General features: G+C 65.7%; 13 protein-coding genes. 10 read left to right on the forward strand and 3 right to left on the reverse strand.

All coding sequences use genetic code 11. From position 1 onward, the window contains the following. The first annotated feature begins 5 nt into the window (after positions 1-5). The gene (ntrC, locus tag KTQ42_RS05330; RefSeq protein ID WP_217344564.1) at positions 6-1,544 is read left to right on the forward strand and encodes a nitrogen regulation protein NR(I); all 1,539 of its coding nucleotides are present in this window, start codon (positions 6-8) and stop codon (positions 1,542-1,544) included. A gap of 70 nt (positions 1,545-1,614) precedes the next feature. Here ntrC and prpR read toward each other — a convergent pair whose 3' ends face one another. Next, entirely contained in the window at positions 1,615-3,234 is a 1,620-nt protein-coding gene (gene prpR / locus KTQ42_RS05335; RefSeq protein ID WP_217344565.1) for a propionate catabolism operon regulatory protein PrpR, read from the reverse strand. 222 nt (positions 3,235-3,456) lie between these two features. Here prpR and prpB point away from each other — a divergent pair, with 222 nt between their 5' ends. The 7 genes from prpB (at position 3,457) to KTQ42_RS05370 (ending at position 12,408) form a co-directional block, all read left to right on the forward strand. Then, positions 3,457-4,347, forward strand: coding sequence for a methylisocitrate lyase (gene prpB / locus KTQ42_RS05340; RefSeq protein WP_217344566.1), 891 nt, complete (start codon positions 3,457-3,459; stop codon positions 4,345-4,347). A 37-nt stretch (positions 4,348-4,384) separates the two neighbouring features. After that, on the forward strand, positions 4,385-5,539 hold the full coding sequence (gene prpC / locus KTQ42_RS05345; protein ID WP_217344567.1) for a 2-methylcitrate synthase: 1,155 nt from the start codon (positions 4,385-4,387) through the stop codon (positions 5,537-5,539). Between the two features lie 12 nt (positions 5,540-5,551). After that, positions 5,552-8,146, forward strand: coding sequence for a Fe/S-dependent 2-methylisocitrate dehydratase AcnD (acnD, locus tag KTQ42_RS05350; protein WP_217344568.1), 2,595 nt, complete (start codon positions 5,552-5,554; stop codon positions 8,144-8,146). A 94-nt stretch (positions 8,147-8,240) separates the two neighbouring features. After that, positions 8,241-9,431 (forward strand): 2-methylaconitate cis-trans isomerase PrpF, encoded by a 1,191-nt coding sequence (gene prpF, locus KTQ42_RS05355; protein WP_217344569.1) that lies wholly within the window; start codon positions 8,241-8,243, stop codon positions 9,429-9,431. Positions 9,432-9,485: 54 nt separating this feature from the next. Further along, complete coding sequence (locus KTQ42_RS05360) at positions 9,486-11,390, forward strand: propionate--CoA ligase (protein WP_217344570.1); 1,905 nt, start codon at positions 9,486-9,488, stop codon at positions 11,388-11,390. An 87-nt stretch (positions 11,391-11,477) separates the two neighbouring features. Then, entirely contained in the window at positions 11,478-11,741 is a 264-nt protein-coding gene (locus tag KTQ42_RS05365) for a hypothetical protein (RefSeq protein WP_217344571.1), read from the forward strand. An 88-nt stretch (positions 11,742-11,829) separates the two neighbouring features. Further along, positions 11,830-12,408 (forward strand): transferase hexapeptide repeat family protein, encoded by a 579-nt coding sequence (locus KTQ42_RS05370; protein WP_217344572.1) that lies wholly within the window; start codon positions 11,830-11,832, stop codon positions 12,406-12,408. A 324-nt stretch (positions 12,409-12,732) separates the two neighbouring features. Here the strand turns inward: KTQ42_RS05370 and KTQ42_RS05375 are convergent, their stop codons facing one another. Further along, the gene (locus KTQ42_RS05375; protein WP_217344573.1) at positions 12,733-14,181 is read right to left on the reverse strand and encodes a DegQ family serine endoprotease; all 1,449 of its coding nucleotides are present in this window, start codon (positions 14,179-14,181) and stop codon (positions 12,733-12,735) included. 89 nt (positions 14,182-14,270) lie between these two features. Then, positions 14,271-17,618, reverse strand: a complete 3,348-nt coding sequence (locus KTQ42_RS05380; protein WP_217344574.1) for a PAS domain S-box protein — start codon at positions 17,616-17,618, stop codon at positions 14,271-14,273. Between the two features lie 341 nt (positions 17,619-17,959). Between KTQ42_RS05380 and KTQ42_RS05385 the strand changes: the two genes are divergently transcribed. Both KTQ42_RS05385 and KTQ42_RS05390 read left to right on the forward strand, forming a co-directional pair. Further along, a complete protein-coding gene (locus tag KTQ42_RS05385) occupies positions 17,960-18,700 on the forward strand; it encodes a DUF4142 domain-containing protein (RefSeq protein WP_217344575.1) in 741 nt (246 codons plus the stop codon). Between the two features lie 64 nt (positions 18,701-18,764). Then, on the forward strand, positions 18,765-19,733 hold the full coding sequence (locus KTQ42_RS05390) for an MBL fold metallo-hydrolase (protein ID WP_217344576.1): 969 nt from the start codon (positions 18,765-18,767) through the stop codon (positions 19,731-19,733). Positions 19,734-19,800: the final 67 nt, after the last annotated feature.

The following is a 19,800-nucleotide window of genomic DNA, read 5'->3' on the forward strand; positions in this document are numbered from 1 at the left end:
CACATATGAAACCAATCTGGATAGTTGACGACGACGAATCGATACGCTGGGTGCTCGAAAAGGCGCTGGCGCGAGAGAACCTCGCGACGCGGAGTTTTTCAAATGCCCGCGACGCGATGGAGGCGTTGCAGACTACCGCGCCCCAGGTGCTGGTTTCAGACATCCGGATGCCGGGCGAGTCCGGGCTGGCACTGCTGCAGGCGGCCAAGGCGCGCCATCCGGGCCTGCCGGTGATCATCATGACCGCGTTCTCGGACCTGGACTCGGCAGTGGCCGCCTTCCAGGGCGGCGCGTTCGAATACCTCGCCAAGCCCTTCGATCTCGACAAGGCGGTGGAACTGATCCGCCGGGCGCTGGAAGAAAGCCTGCGCGAAGCCAACGAGGAGCAGACGATTTCCGAAACGCCGGAAATCCTCGGCCAGGCGCCGGCGATGCAGGATGTGTTCCGGGCGATCGGCCGGCTGTCGCAGTCGAATGTGACGGTGCTGATCACCGGTGAATCCGGCTCCGGCAAGGAGCTGGTGGCCCGGGCGCTGCACAAGCACAGCCCGCGCGCATCGCAGCCCTTCATTGCGCTCAACACCGCGGCGATTCCCAAGGACCTGCTGGAATCCGAACTGTTCGGCCATGAGCGCGGCGCCTTCACCGGCGCCCAGGCCACCCGCCGCGGCCGCTTTGAGCAGGCCGAGGGCGGCACGCTGTTCCTGGACGAGATCGGCGACATGCCATTCGACCTGCAAACCCGCCTGCTGCGGGTGCTGTCGGACGGGCATTTCTACCGCGTCGGCGGCCATCAGCCGCTGAAGGCCAATGTGCGCGTGATTGCTGCGACCCACCAGAACCTGGAGACGCGGGTGCGGGACGGCCTGTTCCGCGAGGACCTGTATCACCGGCTCAACGTGATCCGGCTGCGCCTGCCGTCCTTGCGCGAGCGGCGCGAGGATATTCCCATCCTGACCCGGCATTTCCTGTCGCAGAGCGCCAAGCAGCTGGGCGTGGAAGCCAAGCGCATGTCCGAGCATGCGATGCAGTTCCTGTCCCATCTGGAATTGCCCGGCAATGTGCGCCAGCTGGAAAACCTGTGCAACTGGATTACCGTGATGGCGCCGGGCCAGACCGTCGAGGTCAAGGATCTGCCGCCCGAGCTGCTGGAAGGCCAGCAGAACCTGGCCGCGGGCAGCGCCCAGCCCGCGATGGCGCCCGCGCCGCAATTCGTCGCCCCGGCCCCGGCTGCCGCGGATAGCTACCACCCCGCCAGCCCGGCCCTTGCCAGCACCATGCCGCCCGCCTATGCGGACATGGCGCCGCCCGAGCGGCCGAACTGGATTGCGCTGCTGGAAAGCGAAGCGGCGCAAATGCTGGCCGCCGGCCGTCCGGAAGTGATGGATGCGCTGGGACGCCAGTTCGAGTCGGCCCTGATCAAGACCGCGCTGCGCCATACCCATGGGCGCAAGAACGATGCCGCAGTCCGGCTGGGCATCGGGCGCAACACCATCACCCGCAAGATCCACGAGCTGGGCATCGACGGCGCGAAGGACGAGTAGGCAGGGTTGCGGCGGCGAAGGCGCATTTCGCCGTCGCCGCTTCCTTGCACCGGCACAGCGCAGCGTCGCCTCAATCCGGTGCTTGGGCTTCCGCCTGCCTGACCCGGCGCCACAAGGTAGTGCGGCTGATGCCCAGATGGCGCGCAGCGGCGCCGCGGTCGCCGCCGAAGCGGGCCAGCACGTGCAATACGTCGTTTTCTTCTTCCATTGGCACTTCCTGCTGCGCTGGGGGTGCCACACCGAGTTCCGGCGCAACCGACGCAACGAAGGCGGGCGTGAGCGCCTGCAGCGGTTCGGCTGACAGGAACAGCGCCAGGCGCTGCATCAGGTTGCGCAGCTCGCGCACATTCCCTGGCCAGCCATAACTTCGCAGCAGCGGGCCGCAAGCCTGGACTTCCGCATGCAGATTGGCATGCGGCCGCACGCCCAGCGCCGCCAGGGCGTTCTTCAGCAGCCATTCCGCCAGGCCGGTCAGGTCTTCCGGGCGTTCCCGCAACGATGGCAGGCGCAGACGCAGCACCGACAGCCGGTAGAACAGGTCGGCCCGGAAGGCGCCGTCGCGCACCCGGGCGTCGAGGTCGCAGTGGGTCGCGCTGATGATGCGCACATCCACGGGAATCGGCCGGGTGCCGCCTACCCGCATGACCTCGCGTTCTTCCAGCACCCGCAAGAGGCGGGTTTGCAGCGCCAGCGGCATCTCGCCGATTTCATCCAGGAAGAGCGTACCCCGGTGCGCCGCCTCGAACAGGCCCGGACGGCCGCCGCGCCGCGAGCCGGTGAAGGCGCCTTCCTCGTAGCCGAACAGTTCGGATTCCAGCAGCGATTCCGCGATGGCGCCGCAATTGACGGCGACGAAAGGCTTGCCGGCGGCATGGCCGAGCATGCTTTCCCGGTGGATGGCCTGCGCGACAAGCTCCTTGCCGGAACCGGTTTCGCCCTGGATCAGCACGGTTGCCGGCGAGCGGGCATAGAGCATCACCGTCTGGCGCACCGACTGCATGGCGGCGGAGTCGCCGCGCAGGTCCTTCAAGCCGTGGCGGGCACGCAGGGCGGCGCTGACCGTGCCGCTGCGTCCGCGTCCGCTTTCCAGGCGGGTGAAACGGGCGATTTCCAGTGCGTCCTCGAAGGCCTGGCGGATCGAGCCGGCGGAATAGAGGAACACGCCGGCCAGGTCCGCTTCCTCGGCCAGGTCCATGATCAGGCCGGTGCCGACGATGGCTTTCACGCCGGCCGCCTTCAGTTCGCCGATCTGGGTGCGGGCATCCTCAGCGGTGGCATAGGTGCGCTGCGCGATGCGCAGGCCGAATGCCGACTGGAATTCAGTCAGCTGGGGAAACGTGTCCTGGTAGGTAATGATGCCCATCTGCGCCGAGATGCGGCGCGCCCGGGCCAGCGCCTGCATCACGTCGAAACCGCTGGCCCGAGCGACGACTACCGGAACCGGCAGGCGGCTCTTCAGATAGGCGGCATTCGAGCCGGCCGCGATGACCGCGTCGCATCGTTCGTTTTCCAGGCGGGCGCGGATGTGTTCCACCGCTTCCTCGAAACCCAGATTGATCGGCTCGATGACGGCGCGCTCGTCGAATTCCGGCGTGATGTCGCGGAACAGGTGGAAAAGACGGGAGATCGACACCGTCCACAACACCGGCTTGTCTACATGCAGCGATGTTTCATCAAAGCCGGACGCCATGTTTCACTCCTGTTTCAATGTTTCACGTGGTGCCCGGTATTGAAACATATTTGCTGACCGCAGAACAGTTTAGATTTTGTGCCACCCTATGGAAGAGTCATGCAAGGTACTGATTCTTATTTAAAAAATAGAGGAGATGCCGATCTGCGCAAATTCTGGCACGGCCATTGCAATTAAGGCATCCGTACCGTTCCATCTGAAACCTCTTCATTCAGGACCATCATGACATTACGCTCCGCAGGCGCCGCATTCCGGCAAGCCGTCAAGGAAGAATCCCCGCTGCAGGTCATCGGCGCCATCAATGCGAACCATGCGCTGCTGGCCAAGCGCGCGGGCTTTCGCGCCATCTATCTTTCCGGCGGCGGTGTCGCGGCCGGCTCGCTGGGCTTGCCGGACTTGGGCATTTCCAACCTCGACGATGTGCTGACCGACGTGCGCCGTATTACCGACGTCTGCGACCTGCCGCTGCTGGTCGACGTCGACACCGGCTTCGGCTCCTCGGCCTTCAATGTCGCGCGCACCGTCAAGTCCATGATCAAGTTCGGCGCCGCCGCCATGCATATCGAGGACCAGGTCGGCGCCAAGCGCTGCGGCCACCGGCCCAACAAGGAAATCGTCAGCAAGCAGGAAATGGTCGACCGCATCAAGGCTGCGGTGGATGCCCGCACCGACCCGGACTTCGTGATCATGGCCCGCACCGATGCGCTGGCCGTCGAGGGCCTGGAGTCGGCAATCGAGCGGGCGGTGGCCTGCGTCGAGGCCGGCGCCGACATGATCTTCCCGGAAGCCATCACCGAGCTGGCGATGTACAAGCAGTTCGCCCACGCGGTGAAGGTGCCTATCCTGGCCAACATCACCGAGTTCGGCGCCACGCCGCTGTTTACCGTGGAAGAACTGAAAACGGCCGATGTCGGCATCGCGCTGTACCCGCTGTCGGCCTTCCGCGCCATGAACAAGGCCGCCGAGAACGTCTACAACACCGTGCGCCGGGAGGGCACCCAGAAGAATGTGGTCGATACCATGCAGACCCGCATGGAGCTGTATGACCGCATCAACTACCACGACTTCGAGCAAAAGCTCGACGCGCTGTTCGCGCAGCAAAAAGCCCGCTAAGCAGATGAATCAGATCAAGCAGATACAGGAGAAAACAATGAGCGATCAACAAACAGCCGCATTCAAACCGAAGAAATCCGTTGCCCTGTCCGGCGTCACCGCCGGCAATACCGCGCTGTGCACCGTGGGCAAGACCGGCAACGACCTGCACTACCGCGGCTATGACATCCTGGACGTGGCCAATACCTCCGAGTTCGAGGAAATCGCCTACCTGCTGGTGCACGGCAAGCTGCCGACCGCCGGCGAACTGAAGGGCTACAAGGCCAAGCTGCGCTCGCTGCGCGGCATTCCGAGCAACCTGAAGACCGTGCTGGAAGCACTGCCTGCATCGTCCCATCCGATGGACGTGATGCGCACTGCGGTGTCGGTGCTGGGTTGCGTGCTGCCGGAAAAGGATGACCACAACACGCCGGGCGCGCGCGATATCGCCGACCGCCTGATGGCCTCGCTGGGTTCGGCCCTGCTGTACTGGTACCACTACAGCCACAACGGCCGCCGCATCGAGGTCGAGACCGATGACGATTCCATCGGCGGCCACTTCCTGCACCTGCTGCACGGCCATGCGCCCAAGGAGTCCTGGGTCAAGGCGATGCATGTGTCGCTGATCCTGTATGCCGAGCATGAATTCAATGCCTCCACCTTCGCCGGCCGCGTGGTTGCCGGCACCGGCTCGGACATGTATTCGGCCATCACCGGCGCGATCGGCGCGCTGCGCGGCCCCAAGCATGGCGGCGCCAATGAAGTCGCGTTCGAAGTGCAGAAGCGCTACGACAATCCGGACGAGGCCGAGGCCGATGTCAGGAAGCGCGTGGAGAACAAGGAAGTCATCATCGGCTTCGGCCACCCGGTCTACACCATTTCCGATCCGCGCAACGTGGTGATCAAGGAAGTGGCGCGCAACCTGTCGCTGGAATCCGGCTCGACCAAGATGTTCGACATCGCCGACCGCCTGGAAACCGTGATGTGGGACATCAAGAAGATGTTCCCCAACCTCGACTGGTTCTCGGCCGTGTCCTACCACATGATGGGCGTGCCGACCGCGATGTTCACCCCGCTGTTCGTGATCGCCCGTACCTCCGGCTGGGCCGCGCACATCATCGAGCAGCGCATCGACAACAAGATCATCCGCCCGAGCGCCAACTATGTCGGCCCGGAAGATCTGGCCTTCGTGCCCATCAACGACCGCAAGTAAAGCAGGATCATCATGAACCTCGAATATCGCAAGCAGCTTCCCGGCACCGGGCTGGACTATTACGACGCCCGCGCCGCGGTCGACGCCATCAGCCCCGGCGCCTACGACAGGCTGCCCTACACCTCGCGGGTGCTGGCGGAAAACCTGGTGCGCCGCTGCGACCCGGCCATGCTGACCGACTCGCTGAAGCAGCTGATCGAAAGAAAGCGCGACCTGGACTTTCCGTGGTATCCAGCACGCGTGGTGTGCCATGACATCCTGGGCCAGACCGCGCTGGTGGACCTCGCCGGCCTGCGCGACGCCATCGCCGCCCAGGGCGGCGACCCGGCGCTGGTGAACCCGGTGGTGCCGACCCAACTGGTGGTGGACCATTCGCTGGCGGTGGAATGCGGCGGCTTCGATCCCGACGCCTTCAACAAAAACCGCGCCATCGAAGACCGCCGCAATGAAGACCGCTTCGACTTCATCAACTGGACCAAGAAGGCCTTCCGCAATGTCGACGTGATCCCGCCCGGCAACGGCATCCTGCACCAGATCAACCTGGAGCGCATGAGCCCGGTGGTGCAGGTCAAGGACAACGTGGCCTTCCCCGACACCCTTGTCGGCACCGACTCGCATACGCCGATGGTGGATGCGCTGGGCGTGATCGCCATCGGCGTCGGCGGCCTGGAAGCCGAGAGCGTGATGCTGGGCCGGGCGTCGTACATGCGCCTGCCCGACATCATCGGCGTGGAGCTGACCGGCAAACCGCAGCCGGGCATCACCGCCACCGACATCGTGCTGTCGCTGACCGAGTTCCTGCGCAAGTCCAAGGTGGTGTCGTCCTACCTGGAATTCTTCGGCGAGGGCGCGGCGCACCTGACGCTGGGCGACCGCGCAACCATTTCCAACATGGCACCCGAATTCGGCTCGACCGCCGCGATGTTCTACATCGACGAGCAGACCATCCGCTACCTGAAGCTGACCGGCCGCGAGGATGAACTGGTCAGCCTGGTGGAGACCTATGCGAAGGAAACCGGCCTCTGGGCCGACAGCCTGAAGAATGCGGACTACGAGCGGGTGCTGCACTTCGACCTGTCGACGGTGGTGCGCAACATCGCCGGCCCGAGCAATCCGCACAACCGGGTGCCGACCTCGCAGCTGGCCGAGCGCGGCATCAGCGGCAAGGTCGAGAACGAACCCGGCCTGATGCCGGACGGCGCGGTGATCATCGCGGCCATTACCAGCTGCACCAACACCAACAATCCGCGCAACATGATTGCGGCGGGCCTATTGGCACGCAATGCAAACCGGCTGGGCCTGCAGCGCAAGCCCTGGGTCAAGAGCTCGCTCGCGCCTGGCTCGAAGACGGTGGCGCTGTACCTGGAGGAAGCGGGCCTGATGCCGGAACTGGAGAAGCTGGGCTTTGGCGTGGTGGCCTTCGCCTGCACCACCTGCAACGGCATGAGCGGCGCGCTCGATCCGGTGATCCAGAAGGAAGTGGTGGAGCGCGACCTGTATGCCACCGCGGTGTTGTCGGGCAACCGCAACTTCGATGGCCGCATCCATCCGTATGCGAAGCAGGCCTTCCTGGCCTCGCCGCCGCTGGTGGTGGCCTATGCGATCGCCGGCACGATCCGCTTCGACATCGAGAAGGATGTGCTGGGCACCGACGCCCAGGGCAAGCCGGTGACGCTGGCCGACATCTGGCCGTCCGACGAGGAGATCGATGCCATCGTTGCCTCCAGCGTGAAGCCGGAACAGTACCGCAAGGTGTATGGGCCGATGTTTGCGCTTACGGTAGACAACGGCGAGCAGGTCAAGCCGTTGTACGACTGGCGTCCGCAGACGACCTATATCCGCCGCCCGCCGTACTGGGAAGGCGCACTGGCCGGCGCGCGCACCCTGACGGGCATGCGGCCGCTGGCGGTCCTGGGCGACAACATCACCACCGACCATCTGTCGCCCTCCAACGCGATCATGGCCGACAGCGCCGCCGGCGAATACCTGGCGAAGATGGGCTTGCCGGAAGAGGATTTCAACTCCTATGCAACCCATCGCGGCGACCACCTGACCGCGCAGCGCGCCACCTTCGCCAATCCGACGCTGAAGAACGAGATGGTGGTGGTCGATGGCAAGGTCAGGCCCGGCTCGCTCACGCGCATCGAGCCCGAAGGCAAGGTTACCCGGATGTGGGAAGCGATCGAGACTTATATGGAGCGCAAGCAGCCATTGGTCGTGATCGCCGGCGCGGACTATGGCCAGGGCTCCTCGCGTGACTGGGCCGCCAAGGGCGTGCGGCTGGCTGGGGTGGAAGCGATCGTCGCCGAAGGCTTCGAGCGCATCCACCGCACCAACCTGGTCGGCATGGGCGTGCTGCCGCTGGAGTTCAAGCCGGGCGTGAACCGCATCACGCTGGGCATCGACGGCACCGAGACCTTCGACGTGGTCGGCGAGCGCAAGCCGCGCGCGGACCTGACGCTGGTGATCCATCGCAGGAATGGCGAGCGCATTGAAGTGCCAGTGTCCTGCCGGCTCGATACCGCCGAGGAAGTGTCGATCTATGAAGCCGGCGGCGTGCTGCAGCGCTTCGCCCAGGACTTCCTCGAGTCCGTCAGCGCTGCGTAAGCGCAGTCCCATAGCATCATCGTCATCGCGGCGGCGCGCACGCGCCGCCGCCTGCCGCCAGACGGCAAGCTCTCATTCATCAGGAACCATGTCCATGGCTCATCAAGCTCAAATCAAGATACCCGCCACCTATATGCGCGGCGGCACCAGCAAGGGCGTGTTCTTCCGCCTGCAGGACCTGCCGGAGCGCGCCCAGTCACCCGGCGCGGCGCGCGATGCGCTGCTGCTGCGCGTGATCGGCAGCCCAGACCCCTATGGCAAGCAGATCGACGGCATGGGCGGCGCCACCTCCAGCACCAGCAAGACCGTCATCGTGTCGGCCAGCACGCGGCCCGGCCACGATGTGGACTACCTGTTCGGCCAGGTGTCGATCGACAGCGCCTTCGTCGACTGGAGCGGCAACTGCGGCAACCTGTCGGCGGCGGTCGGCCCGTTCGCCATCAGCAACGGCCTGATCGATGCGTCCCGCATCCCGCGCAATGGCATGGCCACGGTGCGCATCTGGCAGGCCAATATCGGCAAGACCATCATTGCCCATGTGCCCATGACCGATGGCATGGTGCAGGAGACCGGCGACTTCGAACTCGACGGCGTGACCTTTCCAGCAGCCGAAGTCCAACTGGAATTCATGGACCCGGCGGCCGAGGAAGAGGGCGCGGGCGGCGCGATGTTCCCGACCGGGCACCTGGTTGACGATCTGGAGGTGCCGGGCATCGGCACGCTCAAGGCCACCATGATCAATGCCGGCATTCCCACCATCTTCGTCAATGCCGAGGACATCGGCTACACCGGCACCGAGCTGCAGGACGCGATCAACAGCGACCCGGTGGCGCTGACGAAATTCGAAACCCTGCGGGCCTATGGCGCGGTGCGCATGGGCCTGATCCAGGACGTGGACCAGGCGGCCAGGCGCCAGCACACGCCCAAGATCGCCTTCGTTGCGAAGCCGGCCGACTATGTGTCGTCCAGCGGAAAGAAGGTCGGCGCCGGCGATGTCGACTTGCTGGTGCGCGCCATGTCGATGGGCAAGCTGCATCACGCGATGATGGGTACGGCGGCGGTGGCGATCGGCACCGCCGCAGCAATACCGGGCACCCTGGTCAACCAGGCCGCCGGCGGCGGCGCGCGCGAGGCGGTGCGCTTTGGCCATCCGTCCGGCACGCTGCGGGTCGGCGCCCAGGCCAGCCAGGTCGAAGGCGAATGGAAAGTCGACAAGGCCATCATGAGCCGCAGCGCAAGGGTATTGATGGAAGGATGGGTAAGGGTGCCGGGCGACGCTTTCTGACGCATTCAGCACCATCGTCACGCAGCACAGGGATGGAACCGGAGGAGACATACCATGAACTATGCAGAGTTTTACCAGCGCTCGATCGACGACCCCCAGGCATTCTGGGATCAGGAGGCACAACGCATCCATTGGGAAACGCCGTATGCCCGGGTGCTCAACGACAGCCGCAAGCCGTTCAACGAGTGGTTCACCGGCGGGCGCACCAACCTGTGCTACAACGCGGTCGACCGCTGGGCACAGAGTCATCCCGAGCGGGCCGCGCTGATCGCGGTCAGCACCGAGGAAGATGCGGACGGCAGCCCGCGGGAACACATCTATTCCTTCGGCGAACTGCAGCGCGAGGTCGAGCGCATGGCCGCCATCATGCTGTCGCTGGGCGTGGCGCGCGGCGACCGGGTGCTGATCTACATGCCGATGATTGCGCCGGCGGTGTTCGCGATGCTGGCCTGCGCCCGCATCGGCGCCGTGCATTCGGTGGTGTTCGGCGGCTTTGCGGCCAATAGCCTTGCCACCCGCATCGACGATGCCCAGCCCAGGCTGGTGGTGTCCGCCGACGCCGGCTCGCGCAGCGGCAAGCGGGTGCCCTACAAGCCCTTGCTGGACGAGGCGCTGCGCCTGGCCAGCCACAAGCCCGAGCGGGTATTGCTGGTAGACCGTGGGATGGTGCCGATGCAGATGGAGCAGGGCCGCGACGTGGACTACGCCAGCCTGCGCCAGCAGTATCTCGATGCCACGGTGCCGGTGACCTGGCTGGAATCCAACGAGATGTCCTACATCCTCTACACCTCGGGCACCACCGGCAAGCCCAAGGGCGTGCAGCGCGACGTGGGCGGCTATGCGGTGGCGCTGGCGTCGTCGATGCAGCATATCTTCGGCGGCGCGGCCGGCGAGACCTTCTTCGCCACCTCGGACATCGGCTGGGTGGTCGGGCATTCCTACATCGTCTATGGCCCGCTGATCGCCGGCATGGCCACCGTGATGTATGAAGGCCTGCCGACACGGCCTGACGGCGGCATCTGGTGGCAGCTGGTCGAGAAATACCGCGTAACGAGAATGTTTTCCGCGCCGACCGCGATCCGCGTGCTGCGCAAGCAGCCGCAGGAACTGATGGACAGGCATGACCTGTCGTCGCTGAAGGCGCTCTACCTGGCCGGCGAGCCGCTGGATGAAACCACATCCGCCTGGATCGCCGATGCGTTGAAGGTGCCCGTGATCGACAACTACTGGCAGACCGAGACCGGCTGGCCCATCCTGTCGATCGCCAAGGGCATCGAGGACAAGCCGACCCGCCTGGGCAGCCCCGGCGTGCCGATGCCCGGCTACCGGGTCAAGGTCATCAGCGAAGTCAGCGGCGAGGAATGCGGCGCAGGCGAGAAGGGCGTGCTGGTGCTGGAAGCGCCGCTGCCGCCGGGATGCATGCAGACGGTGTACGGCGACGACCAGCGTTTCCTCAATACCTACTGGTCCAACTTCAACGAGCCGGTGTACTCCTCCTTCGACTGGGGCATACGGGATGCGGACGGCTATTACTTCATCCTCGGCCGCACCGACGACGTGATCAACGTCGCCGGCCACAGGCTGGGCACGCGCGAGATCGAAGCCAGCATCTGCAGCCATCCGAACGTGTCGGAAGTGGCGGTGGTGGGCGTGGAAGACAAGTTGAAGGGCCAGGTGGCGGTGGCCTTCGTCATTCCCCGGCATGCGGTGGCAAGCGATGGCGTGGCAGCGCTGCAGGCCGAGATCATGGCAACAGTCGACCGCCAGCTCGGCGCGGTGGCGCGGCCTGCCCAGGTGCATGTGGTCTCGATGCTGCCCAAGACCCGCTCCGGCAAGCTGCTGCGCCGGGCGATACAGGCGGTCTGCGAGGGCCGCGATCCGGGCGACCTGACCACGATCGAGGATCCCGCCTCGCTGCAGCAGGTGCGCGACGCGATGGCGCCGCGGGTGGCAGCCTAGCAATGGCACGGGGCGGCGGCCCGGATCAAAACAGCGCCGCCCGATCTGCCTTATCATGCCTGCTTCACAAAGACGCAAGGACCGGGAATGCGATCAACCAGGGCAAGCGCGGCAGTCGACAGGCTCAAGCGGCGCAGCGGCAACCCCGACTATTCGATGGTGCGCAGCGCCGATGGCCTGTTCCACCTGACCGTCATGACCGACAGCGGCGACATGGAGCGGCTCAGCCCGTCGCTGGAGCAGGATGAATTCGTCGAGTTCGTCAATGCCTACGGGCCGCAGACGCCGAAGCGGGTGAGCAAGCTCGACGTGGCATTCGAGAAGCAGCTGAAGAAGAAGCCGGCGACCTGAAAGGGATGGCCCGATGAGACCGATGAGTTGCGCTGCGCAGGCCGCCCATCGGTTACCATAGCGGCCATTTCGCCACCAGAGCAACAGCATGGTCAAAGTCTATTCCATCGACGGCATCACACCGGTCGTTCATCCCACCGCCTATGTGCATCCGAGCGCCGTGCTGATCGGCGACGTGATCATTGGCCCGCGCTGCTACATCGGCCCCACCGCCTGCCTGCGCGGCGACTTCGGCCGCATCGTGCTGGAGGCGGGCGCAAACGTGCAGGACGCCTGCGTGATGCACAGTTATACCCAGTACGACACCGTGATCGAAACCTACGGCCACATCGGCCATGGCGCGATCCTGCACGGCTGCCGCATCGGCCGCAATGCGCTGGTGGGCATGAATGCGGTGGTGATGGACGGCGTGACAATCGGCGCCGAGTCGCTGGTGGCGGCAATGAGTTTCGTGCGCTCGGGCATGCAGGTGCCGGAACGCAGCATGGTGGTCGGCATGCCGGCGCGGGTGCTGCGCTCGCTGAACGACGACGAGGTCGCCGCCAAGACCCGCGATACCGAGGATTACATCGCGCTGGTGGAGCGCTCGCGCGACACCATGCGGGAGGTGGAGGCGCTGGCTGCGCCGGAGACCGGCAGGCGGCGGATTGGCACAGCGTCTGGATAGTAGGGTGGAATACCCCAAAGGGGCAATCCACCAGGCGGTCGATCAAGAATGGTGCCCGCAGTGCGGAAGTCACCGCAGACGTCATCCCCAAATACCGCTATCGCTTCCCTGGGGCGCCTGCAGGGGCGGACTCCGTCCTGGTCATGACGAGAAGGCATGCGTGCCGTGTTCTACGTGGCAAAACGTCAGTGCGAGGCAGTTTGCCGCTTTCTGTTGACGTCAAAGGCCGCACGACGATTGCACTGTCGTCGTGACGATGCCGCGGAATGCCCCTTCGGGGTATTCCGCCCTACGAGAGGCGCCGCGCGTCCCGTTCGAGTCCGTTCAACCCAGCTTCACCGGCACGAAGATCTGCGTATCCCCCCGCTGCACCAGCAGCGCGGCCTGCCCGCCGGCCTGCTCCAGCCGCTTCTGCAACTCCGGCACGCTGGCAATCGGGGTGCCGTTGATGGCCACGATGATGTCGCCGGGCTCGACGCCGGAGCGGGCCGCGGCGCCGCCGGCCTGTTCCACCAACAGGCCGGCGCGCAGGTGAGCCTCCTGCCTTTCCTCGTCGGTCAGGGGCCGCACCGCCACGCCCAGCTTGCCGCGCGCCGCACTGGCTGGGGATGCCGCGGCCAGCTTCTCGGACGAGCCGGCCAGGGTGGCGGTCAGGGTTTCCTTGCGGCCGTTGCGCCAGACTTCCAGCTTCGCCTGGTCGCCCGGCCTGGCAAGGCCGACCTGCGCCGGCAGGTCGCCGGAACGGGCAATGGTCTGGCCGTTGTAAGACAGGATCACGTCACCCGGCTGCAGGCCGGCCTTGGCGGCCGGGCTGTTGCGGTCGATCGACGATACCAGCGCGCCTTCCGGTTGCGGCAGCTTGAAGGAGTCGGCAAGGGTCTGGTTCAGCTCCTGCACCGCAACCCCCAGCCGTGCATGACTGACCCGGCCGGTGGCCACGATCTGGTCCTTTACCGACAGCGCCACGTCGATCGGAATCGCAAACGACAGTCCCATATAGCCGCCGGTCTGGCTGTAGATCTGGGAGTTGATGCCCACCACCGCGCCGCTGGCGTCAAACAGCGGTCCGCCGGAGTTGCCGGGATTGACGGCGACATCGGTCTGGATGAAGGGCACATACGCGTCGCCGGGCAGGCTGCGGCCCTTGGCGCTGACGATGCCGGAAGTCGCGCTCTGCTCGAAGCCGAAGGGCGAGCCGATGGCCAGAACGTAGTCGCCCACGCCCAGGCGCTTCGGGTCGCCAAGGTTCACCACCGGCAGCTTGCTGGCGTCGATCTTCAGAACCGCGACGTCGGTGGCCGGGTCGCTGCCCAGCACCCGCGCCTTGAACTCGCGCCGGTCGGACAGCTTGACCGTCACTTCGGATGCATCCTTCACCACATGGGCATTGGTCAGGATGATGCCGTCCTGGCCGACGATGAATCCCGAGCCCTGGCCGCGCACCGGCACCGGCGACTGGCCGCCGCGGCCCGGCATGCCGCGGAAGAATTGCGACAACGGGTCGTCATCGTTGTCGCCGCGTGCAGCGGTCTTCGTCGTGCCCTCGGTATTGATGCCCACCACGGCCGGGCCGAAGCGCTCGACGATGGCGCGGTAGTTGGGCGCGGTTGCCGGCGCGACCGTGCCGGCGGCCGGTGCGACTGCCGTGGCGGCTGGCGGCGCGCTGTCCTGGCGGGCGAACCATTCCCTGGGAGACCAGCCGGCGGCGCCGGCGGCGGAAGTAACGAGAATGCCGGCGACGGTCAGCGCGGCAGTGGCTTGGCGGAGCTTCATCTGTGGTCCCTTCGTTGCATTGTCTGGTTGACGATGGGCACAGCGTAAGCCGGCTGTCTTAAGCCAGGCTTAACGAAGCAGAAGGGCGGCTAGTCCGGGCAGCCAGCCAGGCTCTGCAGTTTATCCAGCGGCACCGGCTTGACCCAGTGTTCGTCGAACCCAGCCTCGGTGGCCTGGGCACGGTCCTTTTCCTGGCCCCAGCCGGTCAGCGCAATCAACCGTATGCCGCTGCCAAGCCGGGCGCGGATGCGGCGTGCCGCCTCGAAGCCGTCGATGCCGGGCAGGCCGATGTCGAGCAGCACCACATCGGGCAGCATCTCCGTGGCGCCGCTGACCGCCGCCAGGCCGTCATGCACCACCTGCACCTCGTTGCCCAGGAGCCGCAGCAAGTCGGCCACGGTGCTGGCGGCATCGACGTTGTCGTCCACCACCAGGATGCGGCAGGGCCGCGACTCCGGCCTGGCGCTTCCAACCACCGGCGCGGTCGGCGTGGCAGGCACCTGCTGGCTGCGCGGCAGGCGTACGGTGAAGATGCTGCCCATGCCGCTGCCGGCGCTGTGCGCCTCGACCCGGCCGCCGTGCAGATGCACCAGGCCCTCCACCAGCGACAGGCCGATGCCCAGCCCGCCCTGGCTGCGTTCCACCGGATGGGTCACCTGGGTAAACAGCGTGAAGATGTCCTTGAGCATGGGCGCGGCGATGCCGACGCCGTTGTCGCGCACCCGCACCAGGTATTCGTCGGCCGCCGCTTCCATCGTGATGGCGATGCGCCCGCCCGGATTGGTGTACTTGGCGGCATTGTTGAGCAGGTTGGAAAACACCTGCGCCAGCCGCAGCGGGTCGGCCTGCACCGGCGCCTGCCCGGCGTTGAATGCCACCTCCAGCGTGTGCTGCGCCGCCTCGATATGCGGGCGGCTGGTCTCGATCGCGCTTTGCAGGATGGCCACCAGGTCCGACTGCTCCGGCCTGAGTTCGATCTTGCCGGTGTTGATGCGGGAGACGTCCAGCAGGTCATCCACCAGGCGCGTCAGCTGGCCGACCTGGCGCTCGATCAGTTCCAGCGGCCGGCCGAGGTCGGGCTGCCCCTGTATCTGCTTGGCCAGGCCGCGCAGGCGCAGCAGGCTGATGGCATTGCTGATCGGCGCCAGCGGATTGCGCAGTTCATGCGCCAGCGTGGCGAGGAACACATCCTTGGCCCGGTCCGACTGCTGAAGCGCCTTGTAGAGGCTGGCGTTTTCCATCGCTGTGGCGGCCCGGCGCGCCAGGTCGCCGGCCAGCGCCAGGTCTTCCTCGTCATAGATGCGGCCAGACTCGGCAGTGATGAAGGTGATCACGCCCAGCGTGCGGCCGTGGGTAGCGAGCGGCACGCCGAGATAGGAGCGCAGGCCGAGGCGGCGCAGCGCCGCGATGCGTTCCGGGTCGCCCAGCGCATGCGAGCGGATATTGGCCTGCATGTCGCTGATGACCTCGGCGCGGCCGGTGCGCAGCACGTTCCAGATGCCATGCGGCATGGCCGGATCCGGCGGCAGCTGCTCGTGCAGCATCGCGGCCAGTTTCGATTTCTGCTCGTCGACATGGGCCACCGCTACCCGTTCCAGCGTGCCGTCCTCGCGCAGCAGGTCGACCACGCACCAGTCGGCGAAGGTGGGCACCGCCAGCCTGGCCAGCCGCTCCAGCGTGGACTGGTAGTCGACGAGAGCCGCGAATTCGGCGCTGGCGCGGGCCAGGAAGCGCAGGTCCTGCTCGGTGCGCTTGCGGCGGGTAATGTCCATGCAGACGCCGGAAAGCTGCGCCGCCCGGCCGCGCTCGTCGCGCACCATGTGGGCGCGCGATTCCAGCCAGCGCACCTGGCCGCCGGCGCGCACGATGCGGTACTCCGCCTGCAGGTCGGTGCCGGTGCGCAGCGCGCGCCGCATTGCCTTCGCGAAGACGCTACGATCCGCCGGATGCACATGGCGCAGATAGCCATGCAGGCGACGCGCCTCCATGCTCTGCTGCGGCGACAGGCCATGCAGCGCGTCCATGCCGTACAGCCAGACGCTGCGCTCGCTGCCGATGTCGTATTGCCAGGCGCCCATGTCGCCGGCGTCCAGCGCCAGCCGCAACCGCATTTCATTGGCCAGCAGCAGCTGCTCGGCCTGCCGCTTTTCATTGCTGACGTCGCGCCCGCTCCCGTAGATCAGGCCTTCCTCGGGAGCGGCGGTCCAGGCGAACCAGCGCCATTCGCCGGACGCGCTGCGCGAGCGTGCCTCGAACTGCAGCGAGGGCAGGTTGGCCGCCTGCGCCAGCGCCGACAGCGCGGTATCGACGTCGTCGGGATGCAGGAAGGCATGGAAGCGGCGGCCGATCAGGTCGGCCGCGTCGAAACCGAGCAGGCGGGTCCAGGCCGGATTGACGGCCAGCAAAGTGCCGCTATTGCCCAGCACCATCAGCAGGTCGGGCGAGTTGCGCCAGATCCGGTCGCGTTCCCGGGTGCGCTGCGCGACCTCGTTTTCGAGCGACTCGTTCAGGCGCTGCAGCTGGGTCTGGGCCAGTTTCTCCTCGGTGCAGTCGCGTACCGCCTTGACCAGTCCGACCACTTCGCCCAGGTCGTTGCGCAGCGGCGTCATTTCGCCGGACACCCAGACCCGGCTGCCGTTGTTGCGCACATGCCAGCGCTCGTCGGCGGCATGGCCGCTGCGCAGTGCCGCTTCCATTTGCCGCTGCGGCTGGCCGTGTGCAATGTCCTCGGGGGTGAAGATCCTCGACAGCGGCTGGCCCAGCATTTCCGCCTCGGTCCAGCCGAACACCCGGTGCGCGCCCTCGCTCCAGTTGGTGACGATGCCATCCAGCCCGGCGCCGATGATGGCGAAATCCAGCGCGCTGTTGACCACCTGCCGCTGCCGTCCTTCTTCCTGCCGCAGCCGCTCATCCGACAGATGCCGCTCGATGGCCAGGCCGATGGTGCGGGCGGCAATGGCGATCGCATCGATCTCATGCTGTTGCGGCGCGCGGGGATGGTCGAAGTAGAGCGCAAAGGTGCCGATGACGCCGCCGCCCACGCCCAGCACCGGCGTGGCCCAGCAGGCGCGCAGGCCATGCGCCAGCGCCAGGCTGCTGGCTTCCCCCCAGCGCGGATCGCTGCCGATGTCGGTCGAATACACCGGCTTTCTGGTATAGGCGGCGGTGCCGCACGAGCCGGCCGCGGCGCCGATCTCGATGCCATGCAGCTGTTCCAGGTAGGCTGCCGGCAGCCGGCGCGCCGCGCCGGCCAGCAGGCGCTGGCCCTTCCGGTCCAGCAGCAGAACGCATCCATAGGCCCGGCGGTCGAATTCGGTTTCGAAACGGTCGATCACCTGTTCCAGCACGGTCGACAGCGGCAGGCCGGCCACGATCTGGTCGAAGTCCGGCAGCATGTCCTGCTGCCAGGCGGGGGAAGCCTGGTCAGGCGAAGACATTGGTTGGTTCAGGGGATCGGTGGAGTTGCCAGAAATCATGGGTCGTATGTATTCGTTTTGCTATCGAAAGGATGGTTCCTTAAGGAAATGGTGCGTTGATCGCGCACAAATCATATCGCAAGCAGTCGCTATGAATGTGACAAATGGTTACCTCGCTGAAAAATAATTCCAAAGCGAAACTTTATCGGGAGACTGCGGTCCGAGATCGCGCCATTGCGCATGTTTCCTCTATTCCTACGCGGATTACAGAAGAACGCCTATAGAAACAGGCTCCGGCATTTATCAAAATGTCCATTACTGAGCAGCGGGCCTGCCGTTGCCTTGAAATCAGGAGATTGGACATGAACAAGGATCTGAACATCAAACGTATGGCCGTCTGCGCTGCGCTCGCCATGGCGTTCGGCGGCGCCATGGCCCAGAACACGGGAACCACCGGCACAGCCGCGACCAACCGCGACACGACAGCCAACAGCACGACCTCGGCTTCTTCCACCCGCACCGGCAGCGCCGGCAAGGTAGCCTCGGGCGACCAGAAGATGATGCGTGACATTGCCTATTCCAACATTTCCGAGATCGCCGCCGGCAAGCTGGCCCTGGAAAAGTCGCAGAGCGATGACGTGAAGTCGTATGCGCAGAAAATGATCGACGACCATACCAAGGCCCAGCAGGAACTGCAGACGCTGGCCGACAGCAAGGGCGTGAAGCTGCCCACCGAGCCCGATGCCAAGCACAAGGCCATGGCAAAGATGCTCTCCGGACTAAAAGGCGATGCATTCGACAAGCGCTACCTGAAGCAGGGCGGCCTGAACGACCATGAAAACACCCACAAGCTGCTGGAGCGGGTACAGGCCAAGGCCAAGGATGCCGACCTGCAGGCCTATGCCGCCAAGACCATTACCGCCGTGGACCAGCATCTGACGCTGGCCCAGGAAACCGCGGGCAAGCATGGCATGGGCCATCCGAAAGGCAACATGACTGGTGCAGCAACCGATAACGGCACCATGGGTAGCCGCGGAGCAGCCGGTACCATGAGCGGCGGCACCGGCACCGGCGCCACCGGAAGCAGCGGCACGGCACGCTAAGGTGTGTGGTTTAAAAGCGCCGGCGGCAAAGTCGCCGGCGTTCGACCATTCTGCCCGCCATGCAATGAATTCATTCCGATCCTGGCCTGCCTGCCTGCCGCTGCTGGCGGCAGTGCTGCTGGCCGCGCCTTTGTCCTCCCCGGCCCAGGACAATGCGGTGGTGACTGCCGCGCCACCGTCGACGCCCAGCCAGACCCTCAGCCTTCCAGCCGACGCTGCAGCTGCAGCGGACCAGGATGGCTCGGTGACCTTCATCGGCACGGCGACCGTGCTGATCCGCTATGGCGGCATGACCATCCTGACCGACCCGAATTTCCTGCACAAGGGCAACCATGTGCAGCTGGGCTATGGCCTGACGTCGGAACGCCTGACCGAACCGGCCATGCCGATCGAGGCGCTGCCGCCGATCGACCTGGTGATCCTGTCGCATTTCCATGGCGACCACTTCGATCAGCTGGTGCAGGAAAAGCTGCCGCGCACCATCCCGGTGGTGACCACGCCGCAGTCTGCGGTGGCGCTGGAGAATCTGGGCTTTGCCAAGCGCTATCCGCTGGCGACGTGGGACACGCTGGTAGTGACCAAGGGCCAGACCGTGCTGCGCATCAGCGCCATGCCGGGAAGGCACGGGCCGCCCGTGCTGGCCGGGCTGCTGCCTTCGGTGATGGGCTCGATGCTCGACTTCAGCAGCGCCGGCAAGCCGGACTATCGGATGTATATCAGCGGCGACACCTTGGTGTACGACGACCTGAAGGAAATACCGCAGCGCTTTCCGGAAGTGGACCTGGCGCTGCTGCATCTTGGGGGCACCCGGATCCTGGGCGTGATGAAGGTCACCATGGACGGCGCCGACGGCGTGCGCATGATGCAGCTGGTGGCGCCACGCCATGCGATACCCATCCATTACAACGATTACACGGTATTCAAGTCGCCGCTGTCGGACTTTGAACAGGCGGTGAAGGCGGCCGAGCTGCAGAACCGGGTGACTTACCTGAAGCACGGCGAGACCTATCGCTTTGCGCCGCGCGAGAAGTGATGGCAGCATCGGGCCGGTAGCGAACGACAGCTATCACGCAGTCGGAAGTGGGCATGCCGGCTCGCAA

The sequence above is a fragment of the Noviherbaspirillum sp. L7-7A genome (assembly GCF_019052805.1).
In the GTDB taxonomy this organism is placed as follows: Bacteria; Pseudomonadota; Gammaproteobacteria; order Burkholderiales; family Burkholderiaceae_D; genus Noviherbaspirillum_A.